Here is a 21,205-nt window from a genome sequence, read left to right on the forward strand (position 1 = left end):
TTACTTCAAAAGGGAAAGTTGATACACGCTGGATTTGGGTTTGCGATACACCGCAATCTGTCCTTCCAGCCACTTGATGAGAATACTTTGCTCTTCCAGCCCCTTCGCATGCCGACCCTGCTCATAGGAGCGGAAGCCGAGAATATAGGTTGTGTTCAGGGGCCGGTACTGGAAGAAAAACAGATCGTTCTTTTTGAGGATCATCTGCCGCAGCTCGCGGGCTTGCTCAAATAAACTGCCCTGTTTTAGGCTGACGCCTTCTGCCCATTGTTTGGCTGATGCGGTGATCAAATGCTCATTGTCGGCGGTGAGGGTATAAAACCCCTTTTTCAGGCCCGTTATTTTCAGCCTCTGTTCCTGATCGGGCAGTGCCTTTCCGTCGGCTGGCGGGGGGAGCGGCAGGTAACGCTCGTCGATGGTGAAGGTCAGGTTGTCGGTCGCATTGCCCGGCGATATCCGTTTGGCAGGCCCCGAAATGTCCGGCTGTTTCGTTGCGGAAATGGCGATGGGCGTCGTTCGGGGTCCCATGCCGAGGGCTTTTTCGAGGATGGTGGTCAGGTAGTAATAGCCCGTTTCATTCAGGTGGATGCCGTTGTCCGTGATGGGTGTTTGCGACCCAACGGCCTGAATGGGTTTGAACAGGTCGATATACCGCTTGCCGCGTTCCGAAGCTATGTTGGCAATGGCCGAGGCATAGACCTCCAGCATGGCATTTCGTTTGGCCAGGCTTTGCGCCGAATCGGCCGACAGGATCGGGATGGGCGATAGCAATATCGCCCGGGCTCCCAGCTGATCAATTTTATCGAGGAGTTTGGCTAATCCTTCTTTAAAGGCAGGCAGGCCCGCTTCGCCATCCTGCGCTTCGATGCCGCCATAGCCGACAAAAACGAGGGTGGGCTGGGCTTTGGTGAGGTGTTCCATCAGCAGCTCGTAGCCCGTGGGCGGGTTGGTGATCGTGCTCCGGGCCACACCGTATACATTGTCGCCGGTCCAGCCAAGATTGCGGTACGTAACATCGCGGTCGGGCCAGCGGGTGGTCAGGGCCAGTTCCAGATAGCCGTACTGAAAATCGTTTTCGAACAGCGAATTGCCGAGGAAAACCACCCGGTCGCCATTCCTGAGTTCAAGCGGGGCAGTTATGGATTCGGTCGCCATTGGGGACTTGTTCTGGGCAACGACCAGTCCGAAGGCGAGGAACAGAAACACGAACAAACTGTATCCGGGCATGGCCGATACGGTCATCTTTCTCATGCGTTTTTAGTCAACATCAACCCACAACCAACCCGTTGGCTGTGTTCTATCCAGAAGAGAAGATTTGTAAAGTCTTACTGTATCCCGGTGACTCAAAAACGGAGAACACAATCGGTGTTTCGGCTACAACAACAATAGATTTGATTCCATCGGGTTGCTGTGCACTGCGGACCTTTGTCAAAAAAATAAACACATGAAAATTGTCGTCACCGGTTCGTTAGGACACATCAGCCAGCCACTGGCAACGGAGTTAGTACAAAAGGGGCATAGCGTTACGGTTATCAGCAGCCAGCCCGGGAAACGCCCCGCCATCGAAGCCCTGGGCGCAACAGCCGCCATTGGCTCGCTGGCCGACGTTGATTTTCTGACGACGGCCTTTGCCGGGGCCGATGCCGTGTATGCGATGGTGCCGCCCAACTTCCCCGACGCCGATGTGCGGGCGTATTACGGGCGGATCGGGCGCAACTACGTACAGGCCATCGGGCAGTCGGGCGTTCAGCGCGTGGTATATCTGAGCAGCTACGGCGCCGATCTGGACGAAGGGACCGGGCTTATTCTGGGGGCACATGATGTAGAGGGTATGCTGGGTCAGCTACCGGACGTTGCCGTTACGTACCTGCGCCCGACCTACTTTTATTACAATCTGTACGCCTTTGTGGGTATGATAAAAGGAGCGGGCATGATAGCGGCCAACTACGGTGGCGATGACAAACTCGTTATGGTTGCCCCCGCCGACATTGCCGTTGTCGCTGCTGAAGCGCTGACGGCACCCGAACCGGTCTCGGGCGTGCGGTACATCGCCAGTGATGAGCGAACGGGAACGGAAATTGCCCGTCTGCTGGGCGAAGCCATCGGTAAACCCGACCTGACCTGGACTGTTATTTCGGACGGGCAGATGCAAGCCGGTATGGAAGCCAACGGCTTACCGCCACAGCTGGCCACCAGTTTTGTGGAGATGTTTGCCAGCGTCCGCACCGGGGCCATGCCATCGGACTATTACCGGCATCCGCCCAAGACGATGGGTGCCGTGAAGCTCGAAGATTTCGTTCAGGAGTTTGCGGCTGTTTATAAAGGGTAGGGCTTTCCGGTAAAATATAGATTCACCCACTAATGAAAATAATCGGAACGCTGATCGAACGGATTTTAACGGATAAATCAGACGACCGACAGTTTTATTCGTTAAAATCCGTTCAATCCGCATTTCAATTCTATTGACAAGAGAGCCCTGCTATAAGGGATAACTGACTTTACACACAACGAAACCGCCCCGTTATCGACGAGCGCGTTCCTTCTCAAACCAACCAACTATGATTCTTGTAACCGGTGCCACCGGCCAGCTCGGTACGGCCACAATACAGTCGCTTCTGAAACAGCGACCTCCTTCTGAAGTTGCCGCCTTTGTGCGCGATGAGAACAAAGCCGCTGCCCTGAAGGAAAGAGGGGTCAGCATCCGGGTAGGTACCTACGACGATACAGCCTCCCTCGATGCGGCTATGCAGGGCGTCGACAAGGTGCTGCTGATTGCCGGGACGGATGAGGACAACCGGCTTCGGCAACACCAAAACGTAGTGGATGCCGCCGAAAGGGCGGGCGTCTCTGCGATTGCCTACACCAGCCGAACGCTGAAAGACCGAAGCACGATGGCCAACTCGTTGATGGAAGGACATTTCCAGACGGAAGACTACATTATGGCCAGCGGGTTGACCTACATCATCTTTCGGAATGTGCTGTATATGGACGCCATTCCGCAGTTCGCAGGCCCCGCCGTTTTCGATACGGGCATTCACCTCCCCGCTGGTCAGGGGAAAGTACCCTTTGCCTTACGGGTCGAACTGGGCGAAGCGATGGCAAATGCACTGGCCGCTAACGGCAGGGGTAGCAAAGTTTACCAGCTTACCGGCAGCGAGGCCTGGTCCTTCGCCGATGTGGCCGCTGCATTGAGTGATCTGTCCGGCAAAACCGTTTCGTATACACCGGCGGAGCCATCGACTTTTGAATCGCAGCTGAAAGGGCGCGGTGTGCCCGATCTGATCGTTCAGCGCGTTATCGGCTTTCTGACCGATATCAAAAACGGGCAGGAAGACGAGGTAAGCCCCGATATGGAAAACCTGCTCGGCCGAAAGCCGACGTTGCTCCACGACGGGTTAAAAATACTCTATGGGTTTTCGTAAGATCACTTTTTGATACACCAGCGAACGGTTCCGCACCCCTACACCGTTTATTCCTTAGCCATGAAAAACCTGCAGCCGCTCCGCATTAAAACCATCACGGACTACCACCAGCTCCGCAATCTGCCAAAGCCGGAGCATCCGTTGATCAGCGTCGTTAATTTCAATGATGTCAAGCGACTAGACTGCGACCAGTCGACCAGTATCATCCAGGACTTTTATACCATCGCGCTGAAGCGAAATTTCAACGGCAAGATGAAATATGGTCAGCAGGAGTACGATTTCGACGAAGGGTTGATGATCTTCATTTCGCCCGGCCAGGTGTTTACCATCGAGGCCAATACTGAACTGACCCATACGGGCTGGCTGCTTCTTATTCACCCCGATTTTTTGTGGAATACGCCCCTGGCCAACAAGATCAGGCAGTATGAGTACTTCAGCTATGCGGTACACGAAGCCCTGCACCTGTCGGAGAAAGAAGAAACGATCGTGACGGGCATTATCGAGAACCTGAATCAGGAGTATCGCTCCAATATAGACACCTTCAGCCAGGATGTGCTGATTGCCCAGCTGGATCTGCTGCTGACCTATGCGGACCGATTTTACCATCGCCAGTTCATCACCCGAAAAATCACCAACCATAAACTCCTCAACCGGCTGGAAGCTGTTCTGGCCGATTACTTTACCAGCGGAGCGTTAGCCGCCAATGGCTTACCGACGGTTCAGGACGTGGCCGATGTCCTGAATGTGTCGCCCAATTACCTGAGTGCCCTTCTGAAGGTGCTGACAGGCCAGAGTACCCAGCAGCACATCCACGACAAATTGATCGCAACCGCCAAAGAGAAGCTGTCGACAACCGATTTGACCGTGAATGAGATTGCCTATGACCTGGGGTTCGAACATGCGCAGTCGTTTAGTAAACTCTTCCGGAACAAGACCCATCTATCGCCCCTGGAATTCCGGAATTCGTTCAACTAAGCCCGGCGGCACCCGGCGCAGCGTGCCGCATCGGTCGCCTGTTTTTCGGCTAACTGTTACAAAATGTTAAATTGATGAGGCAGCGGTGGCCGGGCGCAATGTTTTGACAGGCAGGCAGGTTATGTGATCAGATTACATATCCACTTCAATCAGTCCGATCATGGTCACTAAATCCACATTCGTAAGTCTGGTTCTCCTGCTAACAACCGGCTGGGGCGCATTTGGGCAGGAAGCAAAGCAGTGTTCAGGCTATAATGCGCAGGCTGCCGAGCGGGATATTGCCGATGGCAAACCCAAACTGCTGCTACAGGGCGGTATCGTGTCGGTCATACGGGCTGGCGATGCCGCCATTGAGAAGCAATTTTCCATCGCGTACGCCGATTTTGGCTGTGTAAGGCCTGCCGAGGATCGTTGCTTACGGGCCTATAGCGAGGTCGTCTTTGCCTATTTGGATAAGAAATATGGAAAAGCATGGCGAACCCAGGTACGAAAGGACGTCCTGTTTTTAACGGCTTCCCGCTAATCGCGTCGGCATGCGCTACTCAACCTGACCCTAACCAACCCGCTTGCGGTGCGTTGATCGGCTCGCCGAAACGTCGGGCTGTTGCCTGATTTAGACGAGCCGGGGTATGGGTTTAGTTGATCTAATACATATGAGCGATAAACAATGTGTTCTGGTTTGGGATTACTATATGAATTGTCGCCGGAGTCGGGCCATTGATTAACCTGATGGATTGGCTTCCGCTCCTTACCTGTGTGACAAGCCAGTAACTCAACGTGTATGACCGGCGACCAACGGCCTTCCAAAACCAGCAGGAAACTCATCGAGCGACTTGATGTTGACTTTGCTTTTCAGGCGGCTAAACTCGGTATCTGGGTGTTAGACCCCCTCACCCGTTCCGTTGACTGGGACGACCCGTGTCAGCAATTTTTTGGGGTTTCGGATCAGGATCAACTCCCTTACAGTGAGCTCCTTCTGTGTATACAGGCCGGAGACCGTCAGCGAGTCGATCAGGCCATCCAGGGAGCGATGAATCCTGCGTCGGGTGGTCAGTTTGATGTTACCTGCCGGGTTTCGGGCGTAAATAACCATGGGTGGCGTCGGGTTCGATTGGCCGGTCAGTGTACGTTTACTCACCAGGGCGACCCCGTTTCTCTGGCCGGTATTGCTCAGGACGTCACGCCAGATAACCGGACGCCAGCCCGTGACGAGCGATTTAAGGCCCTGGCCGATCAGATACCGGCCATTATTTTTATGGCCGATACGGAAGCTAATGTCATGTTCTGGAACCAGTGCTGGCTTGCCTATACGAATCAGACCCGCGAGCAGGCGTTAGGCCGGGCCTGGGATGGCGTTATTCACCCGGATGATTTTGACGGGTTATTGCAGGGTTACCTCACGGCCATAACAAACCGGAGCACCTATTCCCTCGAAGCCCGTGTAAAAGGAGGCAACGGCCAGTACCGCTATTTTCGATTTGTGGGAGGGCCTTACTATGAGGCCGACGGGCGGTTTACGGGCATCGTTGGGACGGGACTCGATATTCACGACCGAAAGCTGGCCGATCAGTTGCTGAAAGCCAGTGAAACTCGATTTCGGCAGGCTGTTGAGCAGGCTCCAGTTGCCATCCTGCTGGTGAAAGGAGAGGATCTGGTGATGGAAACGGTCAATCCAGCTATGCTGACCCTGATGGAGCGGAATATCGACTGTATTGGAAAACCCCTGGAAACGATCCTGCCTGAACTGAGCGGTCAGGCCTTACTGGCGACTTGTCGGCAGGTGTACCAAAGCGGGGAGCCTTATTTTGGCTGGCAGCAGCCTGTTTTGCTGATGCACAATGGTCAGCTTCAAACCCATTACTTCAACGTTTCGTACACCCCGTTTTTCGAAGATCAGCGTATTACCGGCGTGCTTCAGGTAGTTAATGACGTGACTGATCAGATACAGGCGCATCAGCAGCTTCAGCTCAGCGAAGAACGTTATCGATTCCTTTCCATCTCGCTGGAAGAGCAGGTGCAGGAACGTACGGAAGAAATAGCGGCCATCAATGAAGAAATAAAGGCCACCAATGAGGAGCTGGAAGCAAATATCGGAGAATACGCAGCACTGAATGAAGAACTCTCGGAGGCCAACGGGCTGCTTATGCGCTCGAACGATAATCTGCAAACGTTTGCTTATATAGCGTCACATGACCTGCAGGAACCCCTGCGCAAGATTCAGCAGTTTGGCGATCTGCTAAGGATGCGCAGAGCGGCCACATCGGAAGAAGAAGGGCTGTATCTGGACCGAATCCAGTCGGCCGCCAGCCGAATGTCGACGCTCATAAAAGACCTCCTTAATTATTCCCGTATTTCCACCCAGCGGGATACGAGCGATGCTGTCTCGCTGAATGACGTGGTTGCTGACGTGCTCTCTACGCTGGACCTGACCATTGCCGAGGCCGGTGCGCAGATTCGGATCGAGCCGCTACCGAGTGTTTTGGGGGATGCCTCCCAACTGGAGCAACTCTTTCAGAACCTGATCAGCAACGCCCTCAAGTTTAGCCGGGTCGATCGGTCCGGTGCTCCGGCAGTACCCCGAATTGACATCCGGACAGATGTGTTGTCCGCCCAGGCGCTGGGTACCGGGGTGAAGCCCACCCGACTGGCCGCCGAATACTACTGCATTGACATAACGGATAATGGCGTCGGTTTCGATGAGAAGTACCTGGATCGCATTTTTCAGGTGTTCCAGCGGCTTCATAGCCGAAATGAGTTTGACGGAACGGGTATTGGGCTGGCCATCTGCGAAAAAGTAGTGGCAAATCATGGGGGGGCCATCCGGGCCAGCAGTAAACCCGGTCAGGGCGCTACCTTTAGCATATATCTGCCGAAAGGCATGGATGATGCGGGTTAATACGCCACAAACCCGCCCGGGACTTAACGACGAACGTTCACATCTCTTCCCGCATGGTCAACAGGCCCACCGGTTAACTGACGCAATGAGTGGATTAACCACTTGTGTGATAGCCAGTTAACGCGCTTATATGTGTCAATTATAACTATTTAAGTAACAAATAGACATTATTTTATAATTTATTGACTATAATTTCTCTTTTTATATATCATATCATATAAATGTACATAATATGTTGTTAATTTTATAAGTTCAATTACATACCACCGTAGGCTACCCTGATTTATTGACAATGTTAGTCCGTTTCTTTTGCTTTTTCCTGGCCGGGTTTTGGATAATGCTGTCGACTCAGGCCCAGCCGCAAAACGTCCGATTCACCTACCTTACCACAAATCAGGGACTCTCTCAGAACAATATAACGGCTATCCTGCAGGATAGAAAAGGCTTTATGTGGTTCGGGACGCAGGACGGTCTCAATAAATACGACGGTTATAATTACACCCTCTACCGAAATAATCCCCGTAAACCGGGCAGTCTCGGCCATAGTTACGTGCATGCGCTTTTTGAAGACAAGCTCGGCCAACTATGGGTTGGCACCGATCATGGTGGCCTCAGTTTGTTTGATGCCAACACCGAAACATTCACCAACTACAAGCATCTGCCCGGACAGAAAAACAGTCTCTCGCACAACAAAGTCATGGCCATCGCGCAGGATGCTCAGGGCTATCTATGGGTGGGTACGGAAGGGGGCGGACTGGATCGTTTTGATCCGCAGAAAAAAACCTTCACTCACTTTATGCATCAGGCCGGAAATCCTGGTAGCCTGAGTTCCGATCGGGTGAGTTCCGTTTTTATAGACCGGGCCGGCATGATCTGGGTGGGTACGGATGGGGGCGGACTAAATCGGCTGGATCAGGCAACGAAGGCATTCGTTCATTACCGGCATCAGCCTGAGAAAGAGCAATCCCTGAGCCATGACCGGGTCACCACCTGTTTTGAAGATTCCAAGGGTCGGTTCTGGGTGGGTACGGAAGGAGGTGGGCTGAACCAACTGGACCGATCGACGGGAACGTTCAGTCATTACAAACAGGTCAAGGGCGGATCTAACCAGTTGACTCATAATGATGTGATGGCTCTGGCCGAGGACAATAACCATAATTTGTGGATCGGTACGCAGAATGGGGGCATCAACCTGCTGCACCCGGATGGTACATTTTCTTATTATACCTATCAGGTTGACAACAGCCGGGGGCTCAACAATGGCTCCATCTACTCCATGTATCGCGACCCGATCGGGTCCATGTGGATTGGTACCTATTCGGGGGGCGTTAATAAACTCGATGCGACCCCTCTCAAATTCAAGCTCTACCAGCGCACCCGGAGTAACACCAGCAAGCTGAGCAATAACAATATACTGGCTATTCAGGAAGATCAGCGGGGCGATCTGTGGCTGGGTACCGATGGCGGAGGTATCAATGTACTGCCCAAAGGCCGGTCTGTTTTTACAACCTATCAGGACACAAGCCGGTATGCCACGTCCGTGAGCAGTAATTTTGTACTGACCATTTATGAAGACCGGGACAAGCGTATCTGGACGGGAAACTACAAAGGGGGCCTAACCGTATTTGATCGGGCAACGGGTACGTTTGAATCGAAAGCAAACCTCAAACCGCTAAGTGTCAGCGCTATTCTGGAGGCACGGAATGGGATCATGTGGCTGGGAACATTCGAAGATGGCTTGATTCGCTACGATAAACGTACCGGATCGGTTGTTCGCTACCCGGCCAAACCAAATCAGCCCGGGCAACTCAACTACCATACCATTACCAGCCTGCAGGAAGATGAGGCCGGTAACATCTGGGTGGGTACGGATGGGGGCGGGGTAAACGTGTATGATCCCGTTAAAAACCAGTTTATCCAGTATACCGAGCAGGACCAGAATCCGAAAAGCCTCAGCAACAACCAGGTCAATATCCTGTTTCGAAGCCGTAAGGGTCAGCTTTGGGTAGGAACCAACGCCGGATTAAATAAATTTGATGCCCGAACGAAAACCTTCACGGCCTATCGACAGGAAGACGGGCTGGCCAACGAAGTGATCAAGGGCATACTGGAGGATAAGCAGGGAATTCTCTGGTTGAGTACCAATAAAGGCCTCAGCGCTTTTGACCCCGTTACGCGCACCATCCGAAATTTTGATGTCAGCGATGGATTGCAGGAAAGCTCCTTTAACCGGATGGCCTGCTACAAAGGGCAGGGCGGCCAGTTGTTTTTTGGCGGACTAAGCGGACTAAACAGTTTTAATCCGGACAGCCTGCGAGACAATCCGTTCATTCCCCCCGTTTATATTACCGACTTTCAACTGTTCAACCAGTCAATACACGTACAGGATGAGCAGTCCGTCCTCAAAAAGAGCATCAGTGAAACCCGCGACATTACGCTTTCTTACCGGCAATCGGTTATTTCCCTCGCCTTTGCCGCGCTGAATTATACGGTCTCCGACAATAATCAGTATGCCTACAAGCTGGAGGGGTTCGATCAGGACTGGATTCAGGCGGGTACCAAGCGGACGGCAACTTACACCAATCTGGACCCGGGCGACTATGTGTTTCGGGTCAAAGCGTCGAATAACGATGGTGTCTGGAATGAAAAGGGGACGTTTATCAACCTGCATATCATGCCCCCCTTCTGGCTAACCTGGTGGTTCAAGACGCTGGTCGTTCTGCTGTTGTTAGGTGGGTTCTACGCCACGTATATTCTGCGGATCAACCGAATTCGGGCCCAGCAGGTATACCTCCAGAACCAGGTACGGGCCCGTACCAGCGAGGTGCTCCAGCAACGGCTAGAACTCCAGGACCAGGCCCTGCACGTGCAGCTCTTGCAAGCCAAAGTCGACCAGCAGGCCGCCCAGCAGCAGCTCCAGGAGAGTGAACAGCGCTTTCAGGAAATTGCCGACAATGTCGATGAGATCTTCTGGATCCACTCAGCTCATCCCTTTCGCCTGATGTACGTGAATGCCGCCTTTGAACGGGTCCTGAATACCACCTTTCAGGATTTTCACAAGGATGTTTTTTCCTTCTTTCAAACGGTACTGCCCGAAGATCGACCTACCATACTGTCCTTTATCGAGCAGTACAAGACGGGGGTAGAGGGCGAGCTGTACTTCCGGCTCCAAGACAAAGCCGGTCCTGTGCGCTGGCTGCTGGTGCGCACCTTCATCATTCGCGATGAGGCCGGCCAGCTGCTGCGCCACATCGGCATTGCCAGCGACGTGACAGGCCAGAAAGAAAAAGAGTTCGTTCTCCAGCAGTCGCTGCTGCGGGAGCAGGAGCTCAACCAGCTCAAGTCGCAGTTTGTTTCCACGGCTTCTCATGAGTTCCGTACGCCACTGGCCACGATCCAGTCCAGCGTGGAACTCATCAAGCTCTACATCGACATGTCGACGGCGAGTGCCCGCAAAGCGGTTCAGAAGCACCTGGGCGTCATTGAGAAGCAGATTGAGCAGTTCAGCACGTTGCTGACAGACGTGCTGACGATTGGTCAGATCGAAGCGGGCAAGATCACCTACGCTCCCAAGTCGGAGGATGTGCTGGCCCTCTGCGAGAGCCTCATCGAGACCCACTTCAGCGGCCGGGCCGACCAGCGCACCGTCCAGGTGGTGGTCGAAGGCACGCCCCGGCGGGTCGACCTGGATGCCAAGCTGATGGGGCATGTGCTGCTCAACCTGCTGTCGAACGCCTTCAAGTTTTCGGTCCAGGCCCCGCCCCAGCTGCGGATTCGCTTTGAGGCCGCCTGCCTGGTGCTGGAGGTGAGCGACAAGGGGATCGGCATTCCGGCCCGCGAGCAGGGGTCTTTGTTCGAGGCTTTCTTCCGGGCCAGCAACACAGACGGCATTCAGGGGACGGGTCTGGGTCTGGTGATCGCCCGTCAGTTTGTGGAGTGCCACGGGGGTCAGCTGACGGTATGGAGTCAGGAGCGACAGGGCACTACCTTCCGGGTAAGCCTGCCGCTGATAACCTCTGAGTCGGTATTACCCAACTTTCTGCCTGATACTCAGGTAGGCTGATCAAACGGCTGAATCAAGAAGTGTAAATAATACACTTGTAAAAAATATTTCCAATAGTATGTACTAAATGGTAAAAGAATATCTATCTTGTTTATATTATATAGAAATAATACATTATCTGTGGGCGTCAGTCCCGTTTATTGGTGTAGTTATCCGTCTATTGGGTACACTTGTCCCCCATTTTCGGACTAACTTATTTTTATCCCTCCATATAAAATGAAACGATCACTTACTATTCTCTTCTGGTTGTATGCCATCAGCATAAATAGTTGTATCGTTCTGGCGCAGCGTATTAAGTTTAACCACATAACAACCAACGAAGGACTATCGCAAAGCCATATCGGCGCCATTCTTAAAGACAGTAAAGGGTTTATGTGGTTTGGTACCGAAGATGGTCTGAACAAATACGATGGCTATAAATTCACGCATTACAAGCAGGAGCAGGCGAATGAAACCAGTATCTGCGATAGTTATGTATTAGACATACTGGAAGACAAAGCCGGAAATTTATGGATCGCTACTTCGGATGGTCTGGACCGGTTCGACCGGGCAACGGACAGTTTTGTCCACTATCCTGATGGCCACGCAACCTACGCTATAAACGATATTTTTCAGGACAGTAAAAACAGACTGTGGCTCGGTACCGATCACGGTCTGTTTCTGTTCAATCCGCGAAACCGGGCCTATACGCCTTGTCCACAAATCACCGAAAAACGAAAAAGTAAGCAGGCAAACGTCATTACCCGGATTACAGAAGATGCAGAAGGGCGCTTGTGGGTCGGAACGGAAGATGGGCTTTACCAGTACGATAGCAACACCAGACAGGTCGTTGGTTATTCTAAACAGACACTCCCCCCAAACAGTCTTCATTCTGACTGGATAAAAGAGCTGTACAAAGACCGGGCGGGCAACATATGGATCGGTACGCATGGGGGTGGGCTGTCGGTCTACGACTGGAAAAGCAAAAGGTTTCGGGCTTATCTGCATGATCCGAAGAACAGCCAAAGTATTGCCCACAATGACATTCTGTCGATTCTGGAAGATCGAAACGGTACTGTCTGGATTGGCACTGAAAACGGCGGCATAAGCCTCTATAACAAAGCTGCCGATACCTTTACTACCTACCAGCGTAGCGCGGACGATAATTCTACGCTGAACAATAACTCGGTTTATTGTATCTACCGGGACAATGCCGATAATATCTGGGTTGGTACCTATGCGGGAGGCATAAATTTTGTGCCGAGGTTTGGCGAGAAATTTGTTTCTTACCGGCAGATCGCCAACAATCCCAACAGCCTGAGCAACAACCTCGTTCTGTCTATTTTTGGCGAGCCTACCGGAAGCGAGGTGTGGCTGGGTACCGACGGCGGGGGGCTGAATCTGTTTAACTGGAAAACAAAGAATTTTACGCACTACCGCCATTCCGACAGGCAGCCCACCTCCATCAGCAATGATTATGTGATGTCGGTGATTCGGGTGGCACCCGATGTGCTGGGACTTGGTTTTCATAATGGTGGATTCGACTTGTTCAACGTAAAAACCGGAACCGCTGTCCACCATTTATCCAACCCAAACGACAGCCAGAGTCTATCCATTTCCGATGTCAACAATATGTTCAGAGACCGGGACGGTAACCTCTGGATTGGCACCTGGAAAGGTGGCCTTAATGTTTACGATGTTCGCAGCGGCAGGTATACGCGCTATCGAAACAACCCGGCCGACAAGACCAGCCTGAGCGACGATATTGTCACCAATGTTTTTCAGGACGAAAAAGGGACGATCTGGGTAGGGACCTACAAAGGACTAAACCGGCTCGATAGTACCCGAAAACGGTTTACGCGGTACCAGCACGATAACCAGAACAAGCACAGTCTGTCGAACAATAACGTACAGACCATTCGGGGTGCGGATCACGGTAATCTGTGGATCGGGACAGTTGGCGGTGGTCTGAATTATTTCGACGTTCGTAAGCAGACCTTCAAGGTGTATACGGAAAAAGACGGTCTGGCCAGCAACGTTGTGTTTGCCATGCAGAAAGATTGTAACGACAAGCTATGGCTCAGCACAAACAATGGCCTGACCCGCTTCGATCCCACAACCGAAACCTTCCGTAATTTTGGCCTCTCCGACGGGCTGCAGGGTAATGAGTTTCGGGACAATTCCAGTTTCCAGACGGCAAACGGACGGCTGTTTTTTGGCGGGGTGAATGGGTTTACTACGTTTCATCCGGATAGCCTGATCGATAACACCTTCGTTCCGCCGGTTTATATCACCGATTTCCTTGTTTTCAACAAGCCCGTATCTGTTGGCGATCAGAGCAAGATTCTGCAAAAGCACATTAGTGAAACAAACGTCATCACGCTCTCGTATGACCAATCGGTATTCACCATCGAATTCGCGGCACTTAATTACACGGTTCCGGAAAAAAATCAATATGCCTATAAGCTGGACGGTTTCGACAAAGGGTGGAATGACATTGATACGAAACGAACGGTAACCTACACCAACCTGGACCCCGGAACGTATGTGTTCAACGTGAAAGGCTCCAACAATGACGGTGTCTGGAACAATCGGGGCACGTCGCTCACGATCGTCATTACGCCCCCTTTCTGGTTAACCTGGTGGTTCAAAAGTCTGGCGGCTCTGGTGTTGATAGGAAGTCTTTACGTTGTTTATCAGTTGAGAATCAGGCGTATCAAGGCCCGGCAGGTATACCTCCAGAACCAGGTACGCGCCCGCACCAGCGAGGTGCTCCAGCAACGGCTCGAACTCCAGGACCAGGCCCTGCATATGCAGCTCTTACAGGCCAAAGTGGACCAGCAGGCCGCCCAGCAGCAGCTCCAGGAGAGTGAACAGCGCTTTCAGGAAATTGCCGACAATGTCGATGAGATCTTCTGGATCCACTCGGCCCAGCCCTTTCAGTTGCTCTATGTCAATGCCGCCTTTGAACGCATGTGGAATACGTCCATTCAACAGATACTCAAAGAACCTATCTCATTTATAAAGACTGTCCTGCCGGAAGATCGATCGATGGTACTGGCCTTTATCGAGCAGTACAAGGCGGGGGTAGAGGGCGAGCTGTACTTCCGGCTGCAGGACAAAGCCGGTCCTGTGCGCTGGCTGCTGGTGCGCACCTTCATCATTCGCGATGAGGCTGGCCAGCTGCTGCGCCACATCGGCATTGCCAGCGACGTGACGGGCCAGAAAGAAAAAGAGACTGTTCTCCAGCAGTCGCTGCTGCGGGAGCAGGAGCTCAACCAGCTCAAGTCGCAGTTTGTTTCTACGGCTTCTCATGAGTTCCGTACGCCACTAACGACTATCCAGTCCAGTGTAGAGCTTATTCGTCTGTATATGGATGTGCCCGCCGAAGGGGGGCGACACTCGATCCAGAAGCACCTGGGCGTTATCGAAAAACAGGTCGACCAGTTCAAAACCTTGCTGACAGACGTGCTGACGATTGGTCAGATCGAAGCGGGCAAGATCACCTACGCCCCCAAGTCGGAGGATGTGCTGGCCCTCTGCGAGAGCCTCATCGAGACCCACTTCAGCGGCCGGGCCGACCAGCGCACCGTCCAGGTGGTGGTCGAAGGCACGCCCCGGCGGGTCGATCTGGATGCCAAGCTGATGGGGCATGTGCTGCTCAACCTGCTGTCGAACGCCTTCAAGTTTTCGGTCCAGGCCCCGCCCCAGCTGCGGATTCGCTTTGAGGCCGCCTGCCTGGTGCTGGAGGTGAGCGACAAGGGGATCGGCATTCCGGCCCGCGAGCAGGGGTCTCTGTTCGAGGCTTTCTTCCGGGCCAGCAACACAGACGGCATTCAGGGGACGGGTCTGGGTCTGGTGATCGCCCGTCAGTTTGTGGAGTGCCACGGGGGCCAGCTGACGGTGTGGAGTCAGGAGCGGCAGGGCACCACCTTCAAGGTCAGCATACCCCTGGTAACCTCTGAACGCCAGTTTTCGAGCCATCTGCCGGCGGGTGGATCGCAATCCATGCGGGAGTCAACCGTATAGTATTCGTTTTCCTGGCGTATCCCGAATAAAACCCCACAGCGAGCAGCCTTCTCAGAAAGCGGGCATAGATCGAAGCTTACCTGACCAGCCAATCGTAGCGGAAGCGGGCGTAGGTGATGTTGGTATACTGGTCTTTTTCATAGAGCACGCCAATCGTACCGTCCTGCTGGATAACAAGGTCTGAATAGGCCGATGAACCGGCATAAATGGATTTGCCTGCCGACCAGCTTTTGCCATTGTCCCGGCTGACACGAACCGTTAAGTTGGAACGGCTGGTCTGGCTGTTGGCATTGGCGAACAGAAGAACGCTTTGACCACGACGGGGCTGGTAGGTGATCATGCTTCCCTGGCAAACCGGATCAGGTAAATCGGTGGCCACAACGACGGGGTCCCAGCTTTCGCCCGCACTGGCCGAGAAGACCAGAAGCCGGTTCCTGACATCGCCCGACTGGTTACGGGCGTTCAGCAGCAGCCCGCCATCTGCCGTTTCGGCGGCTGTGCTTTCATTGCCACCGGGATACGGTATGGTTGGTGTTAGTTTCCAGTGCTGCCCGTGATCGTCTGAGTAAAAGCCATGCGCCCGGTAATCCCGAAATTGCGGCTGAGGCTGGCCTTCGGAGTGATTGGCTGCGACAAAAATCCGCCCTTTGTAACGCCCTTTCCGAAGTTGCAGCGCGTGGCCGGGGGTATTGGCATACGACCGCCAGTCTTCCGGGAATGCATAATTCGGGTTTATCCCAGGCTTGTTGGGCCGCGATACCTGCGTGGTGATATTGACTGGTTCTGACCAGGTTTGACCGCCATCCGTACTGGTTTTATACCAGACTTCGCGCACCGCCAGCCCTTTTCGAACGTCGTCCTCCGAGGCTGTGCCTGTATTGTAAAGCAAAAACAGCTTCCCATTGGGAAAACGGGCATCGCTCAGGTCGAAGACCGGCGCGGGGTTACCCGCCTGCATGGAACCCTGGTCGACAACTAGCTGGAGAGGTCCCCACGACTGCCCGTTGTCTTTACTGGCACGCAACACAATATCGACATCGCCAAAGTCACCGCAATTGGTTCGACGCCCTTCGGCAAACGCCAGCAGGGTACCGTTGGGCGTTTTAACAATGGCCGGGATCCGGTAGCAGAGGTACCCCCCTTCGCCATTCCGGAAGACCGTTGTTTCGGCAATGGCCTGACGGGACGAGTCGGCGGCCAAACTACCCTGTTCCGGCAGGGTGGGAGAGTAAAGAAAAAGGCTGGTGGCCAGTAAGCATGAATAAACCATATCGAGCGTCAGAGCAGGCGTTGAACGTGATTATCAACGGGGTTACGTATAAGTAGGTAACAATGACCACCGCAACCGCTGAAACCGGCGCAGCGTTTCGTTGCCGCTAAGGTCATAGAAGCTTGAGTTGGTGATTGTATGGTTAATGATACAAAGCAAAGTGGGTCTACTGACAGCTCTGTATCAGTAGACCCACAACCTTCGTAATACTTTTCTGCCCTTTCAAGTCTGGTTCAGCACCCACCTGGGGTTTCCTAAAGCGAACGGCAGTTCATGGCGCAGTGAGCAGGCAATCATCAGCCCGTTCTCTCGGGCTGTCGACAGTATGGAGCCATCCGCTTTTTTCCTGATCCGCTCCTTCAGCCTGCTCTCTATTTGATAGCAGCTATAGCGGCCGCGTAATTCGGCTCTTTCCCAATTTCCGGCACCTGCTCTTCGTAGACGATTTTTCCTTCGGGATCCACCACGATTACCACACGACTCAACAGGCCTTTCATGGGACCATCGGCAATTTGCAAGCCGTAAGTATAGCCAAAATCAGTTCTGAAATCAGAAAGCATCACTACATTCTTAATGCCTTCCGCACCACAGAACGCTTTTTGGGCAAAAGGCAGATCTTTGGAAATACAAAGCACGGTTGTGTTGGATAGGCCAGCCGCATCCTCATTGAATTTTCGCACCGATTTAGAACAAACACCTGTGTTTACACTTGGGAAGATATTCATGATCACATATTTGCCCTTGTAATCGGCTAACGTCTTGTCCGTCAGATCCACACTGGTCAGCGTGAAATTTTTGACCGGCGTTCCCAGAGCTGGGAGTTTACCAACGGTATGAATTACTTTACCGCCCAGCGTAATGGGTGTACCTGTCGTTTGCCCTAGCGAAATACCGGTAATAAATATTCCTGCAAGTCCCCAAAAAATCACGTTGAAAGCGTATATGGAGTTTTTGATACTGGTCATAAGGGGTATTGATGTTAATAGTGATTTTACAAATGTGCAAAGAAAACATGAACGAAAATCAATCATGCCAACCGATAAAATTCTTAAGACCCGATTTGCAGCTGTACGGGGCGAAATAGTCGCCATTGACAGGGTTTGGGCAAGTGAGCGCGTGGGCGTTTTGCCATTGTCCGGATGCTCATGGACCACCGCATAAGCACGCCCGGTTAATTTATTCCGAATCGCCAATATGTTTCTTTGGCTGCGTACAATGAGGCAATTGCCACTGCTTTTCAGGTTAATGAGCGAACAAAAGCGGTCGGTACCTGACAACACGAAAACGGTGTCCTGTGGCTGGTTCCGGCTCAACCTGCAAAAGCGGCAAATTAAGCGGAAGCGAGGCAGACCGGATAATCAGGCTGGTTTCGAGGGTGACCGGTTCATGTATTCGGTGGGGGTTTGATGGTAAAACTCGCGGAAGACCCGAGTAAAATAAGAGGGCGACTCAAAGCCCACCATGTACGCTGTTTCGGAGGCATTATGCCCCGCTTTCAACAGGTCGATGGATTTGCGGAGCCGGTACTGCCGGATCAGTTCAACCGGGGACAGCTGTACCAGCGACTGTATTTTCAGGTAGAACGTTTTCCGGCTCATGGCCAGTTGATCGGCCAGCCACTCCACACTCAGGTTAGAGTCGTCCAGGTGTTGCTCCAGCAACCGATACACGCGCTGCAAAAATTGATCGGGCACGCTGACCAATGTTCCCGCTGAGTCGGGCTGTGCAAACTGCTGGCGGTATTGCTCCCGTAATTTCTGCTGACGGCCCAGTAAGTTGCGTAGCCGCAAACGTAACTCCTGCATGTTGAAAGGCTTGGTCAGGTAATCGTCGGCTCCGTGTTCCAGTCCTTTCCGGCGGCTGTCGGCTTCGCTGCTCGCCGTGAGCAGCAGAATGGCGATGTGATCGGTAGCCGGATCCTGGTGCAGGTGGTCGATCAGTTCGTAACCATCCATTCGGGGCATCATCAGGTCGGAGATAATCAGCTCAGGCAATTCTTCTTTGGCCAGCAGCCAGCCGTCGTGTCCATTAGCCGCCGACAGCATCCGGTAGGTGGTGGCCAGTTCAGCGACCATAAACTCCCGCAGTTCGGCATTGTCTTCTACGATCAGAATCAACGGCGGTTGACCGGTCAGGGCTGCGTTGCTCCCCTGTGCTGATTCGTTGGTCAGGTAAGGCAGGTCAATCTGGCTGGTTGGCGCGGCCACCGATGGGATGCCCACCCGCTGGGTGTCCATAGACTGAATCGGTATGGCTACCCGGAAACAGGTGCCTGAGGGCTCGGTTAGTCCGACTTCCCGGCTTTCTACCTGGATGGTACCGCCCAGTCGGTTCGTTAATTCATAAACCAGCGCCAGACCAATGCCCGTTCCCTCATAGGCGCGTGTCCGGGCGTTATCCACCGAAGGGGCCCTTCCCTGTACTGGCATCCCGGCCTGGTAAAAGCGGTTGAAAATATAGGGAAGCTTGTCGGCCGAAATCCCAATACCGGTATCACGTATGGTTATGTGGGCCGTACTGTCCACCTGCGCTAAATCGACGGTGATCTGGCCGGTGTGGGTGAACTTGATGGCATTCGAGAGGAGGTTGAACAGAATCGTTTCCCATTTGCCCGCATCGAACAGGTGATTGCCGGGAAGCATAGCCGATTGATAGGTCAGCGTCAGTTGCTTGATATCGGTAGAGGGACGAAACAACTCCACAATCTGCCCGATGAAGCGGGGTAAATCACCCATCTCCTGAACCAGATCCATTTGTCGGGCTTCCAGTTTGTTAATATCCAGCAGCTGGTTAATGAGCCGGAGCAGTTGAAGGGCATTGCGCCGAACGGTTGACAGTTGCTGCTGGTAGACCATGGGCAGGTCAGGGGTTTCCAGCAGCTTATCGACCGGCGACACGATCAACGTGAGTGGGGTGCGGAGTTCATGGGTGATGTTGGCAAAAAAACGCGTTTTCATCTCATCGAGGGCTTTGAGTTCGGCCGTTTCGCGCAACTGGTATACGAACCGAAGCGTTTTTTCGATGGTTGCCTGCAAATCCTGAAAACGGATGGGTTTGGTCAGAAAGTCGAAAGCGCCCCGGTTCATGGCCGTCCGGATATTATTCATATCCCCGTAGGCGGTAATGATCACCGTACGAATGATCGGATTCATCTCCGACAGCTTAGTCAGCAGCGTCAGCCCGTCCATACCCGGCATCTGAATGTCGCTGAGCACCAGATCGAAGTCAGGTTGTTTCGTCAGCAGGTCGAGGGCCTGCTGGCCACTCCGGGCATAACTGAATTCGTACTGTCCGCTCTGAATCTGCCGCCGAAACAGCTGTTTGAAGAGGTCTTCCAAATCGACCTCATCATCGACAAGTAGAATTTTTGCTTTCATTTAAAAAAACGTTTGTGTCAGGGTGGGAGCCGTCGATAATGTATTGACGGAATAGCAAAAAGCATTCGGTTGGGAATGCTTTTTGTTGTTTTCAGGGCCTATGCCGGAACATTTTTTTCCTTCATCGGATGGTGGTGTGGAAGTTTATATCCTTCTGTGCGAACAGATTAGGGGCAGGTGTAAGGGGTAAACGGGATTGATTGAATGAACCGGCAGGCTCGTCGATCGCGTGTTTCAAGTCCGATCGACGAGCCGGGTAGGTATCATTATTTTTCCTGGGCTGGCTCTGGTACAAGATAGGGTAAATTTTTAACAATACCCTCCGGACAACCATCCAGACATACCACCGTTGGTATAGGGACAGGTGGAGCAATATGTACTTGAGCCGGTTGAGCCTGAGTGGGTTTAACTTCGGTTGGCTGGCAGCCCACGAGTTGAACCATCGTCGTCAGGGCGAAGAAACTGAAAAGGCAACGGGTAACAGCAGAGGTGGAAGAATACGTTTTCATGGTTGATAGACTAGTTAGGGAAATTGACTGACGGAGTATCCGCTTTGGTTATGTCAAAGGTCTATCTCTTTTCGCCCTTACCCTGTCAGAATTGAGTCATGAATTGACTCAATTGGGTAACCAATAAGTTTGTACAGGCTCGGGGGAATTCGGTCAGCCGCGAATCCAGACGGATGTAAGCTGCCTGGGGTCATTCAAATCGTTCTGGCTAAAAAGACCAGACACTGCTCAATTTCATACATTCAGTCACTTGCCGGATTCGCCGGCCGTTTCTGAATCGATCTCCATAGTTAATAACCCCATCCTGTAGATGACAGAATGGGGTTATTAACGGGCAATCGGGCGGGTGAACGCGGGTGTGTACGTATGCCGGGTTTACTGGATTAACCGGTAGTATCCGCAAGGCTTATTTAGCTGCTCTTGGTCTTGGTATGGGTTTGACAGGAGGTATATCGTTATCAATGCACTCTAGGCAAATGACCTCTGGTTGAGGCTGTGGACTGGTTATTTGAGTCGAAGTGGATTGGTTCTGAGCGGGTCTGACCTCGCTGGGCTGGCAACCCACGAGCTGAACCACCGTCGTCAGGGCGAAGAAACTGAAAAGGCAACGGGTAATAACGGAAGTGGAAATGTACGTTTTCATGGCTGATAGACTAGTTCGTGTTTTTGACGGGCGGAGTATCCG

The 21,205-nt window shown here is 52.7% G+C and carries 12 protein-coding genes; 7 read left to right on the forward strand and 5 right to left on the reverse strand.

Annotated elements, in window-relative coordinates; all coding sequences use genetic code 11:
• Positions 1 to 1,251: a GDSL-type esterase/lipase family protein gene (locus ACYVK4_RS24870; protein WP_461130272.1), complete on the reverse strand. Its 1,251-nt coding sequence runs from the start codon at positions 1,249 to 1,251 to the stop codon at positions 1 to 3.
• Between the two features lie 193 nt (positions 1,252 to 1,444).
• Between ACYVK4_RS24870 and ACYVK4_RS24875 the strand changes: the two genes are divergently transcribed.
• The 7 genes from ACYVK4_RS24875 (at position 1,445) to ACYVK4_RS24905 (ending at position 15,364) form a co-directional block, all read left to right on the forward strand.
• Positions 1,445 to 2,329, forward strand: a complete 885-nt coding sequence (locus ACYVK4_RS24875) for an NmrA family NAD(P)-binding protein (protein ID WP_461130273.1) — start codon at positions 1,445 to 1,447, stop codon at positions 2,327 to 2,329.
• Between the two features lie 229 nt (positions 2,330 to 2,558).
• Complete coding sequence (locus ACYVK4_RS24880; RefSeq protein WP_461130274.1) at positions 2,559 to 3,422, forward strand: SDR family oxidoreductase; 864 nt, start codon at positions 2,559 to 2,561, stop codon at positions 3,420 to 3,422.
• A gap of 60 nt (positions 3,423 to 3,482) precedes the next feature.
• Complete coding sequence (locus tag ACYVK4_RS24885) at positions 3,483 to 4,397, forward strand: helix-turn-helix domain-containing protein (protein WP_461130275.1); 915 nt, start codon at positions 3,483 to 3,485, stop codon at positions 4,395 to 4,397.
• Positions 4,398 to 4,557: 160 nt separating this feature from the next.
• Complete coding sequence (locus ACYVK4_RS24890) at positions 4,558 to 4,920, forward strand: FEKKY domain-containing protein (RefSeq protein ID WP_461130276.1); 363 nt, start codon at positions 4,558 to 4,560, stop codon at positions 4,918 to 4,920.
• A gap of 258 nt (positions 4,921 to 5,178) precedes the next feature.
• Positions 5,179 to 7,293, forward strand: coding sequence for a PAS domain-containing sensor histidine kinase (locus ACYVK4_RS24895; protein ID WP_461130277.1), 2,115 nt, complete (start codon positions 5,179 to 5,181; stop codon positions 7,291 to 7,293).
• Positions 7,294 to 7,630: 337 nt separating this feature from the next.
• Positions 7,631 to 11,356, forward strand: a complete 3,726-nt coding sequence (locus tag ACYVK4_RS24900) for a sensor histidine kinase (protein WP_461130278.1) — start codon at positions 7,631 to 7,633, stop codon at positions 11,354 to 11,356.
• A gap of 216 nt (positions 11,357 to 11,572) precedes the next feature.
• A complete protein-coding gene (locus ACYVK4_RS24905) occupies positions 11,573 to 15,364 on the forward strand; it encodes a sensor histidine kinase (protein ID WP_461130279.1) in 3,792 nt (1,263 codons plus the stop codon).
• 76 nt (positions 15,365 to 15,440) lie between these two features.
• On the opposite strand, the gene ACYVK4_RS24910 is transcribed toward ACYVK4_RS24905, so the two are convergent.
• From ACYVK4_RS24910 to ACYVK4_RS24925, 4 genes are all read right to left on the reverse strand, one after another.
• A complete protein-coding gene (locus ACYVK4_RS24910; RefSeq protein WP_461130280.1) occupies positions 15,441 to 16,634 on the reverse strand; it encodes a sialidase family protein in 1,194 nt (397 codons plus the stop codon).
• Positions 16,635 to 17,005: 371 nt separating this feature from the next.
• Positions 17,006 to 17,599 carry a thiol peroxidase gene (gene tpx, locus ACYVK4_RS24915; RefSeq protein ID WP_461130281.1) on the reverse strand — a complete coding sequence of 198 codons (594 nt, stop codon included), beginning with the start codon at positions 17,597 to 17,599 and terminating at the stop codon, positions 17,006 to 17,008.
• A gap of 393 nt (positions 17,600 to 17,992) precedes the next feature.
• Positions 17,993 to 20,011, reverse strand: a complete 2,019-nt coding sequence (locus ACYVK4_RS24920; protein WP_461130282.1) for a response regulator — start codon at positions 20,009 to 20,011, stop codon at positions 17,993 to 17,995.
• A 266-nt stretch (positions 20,012 to 20,277) separates the two neighbouring features.
• On the reverse strand, positions 20,278 to 20,520 hold the full coding sequence (locus ACYVK4_RS24925; protein WP_461130283.1) for a hypothetical protein: 243 nt from the start codon (positions 20,518 to 20,520) through the stop codon (positions 20,278 to 20,280).
• Positions 20,521 to 21,205: the final 685 nt, after the last annotated feature.

Source organism: Spirosoma aerophilum, assembly GCF_054782495.1.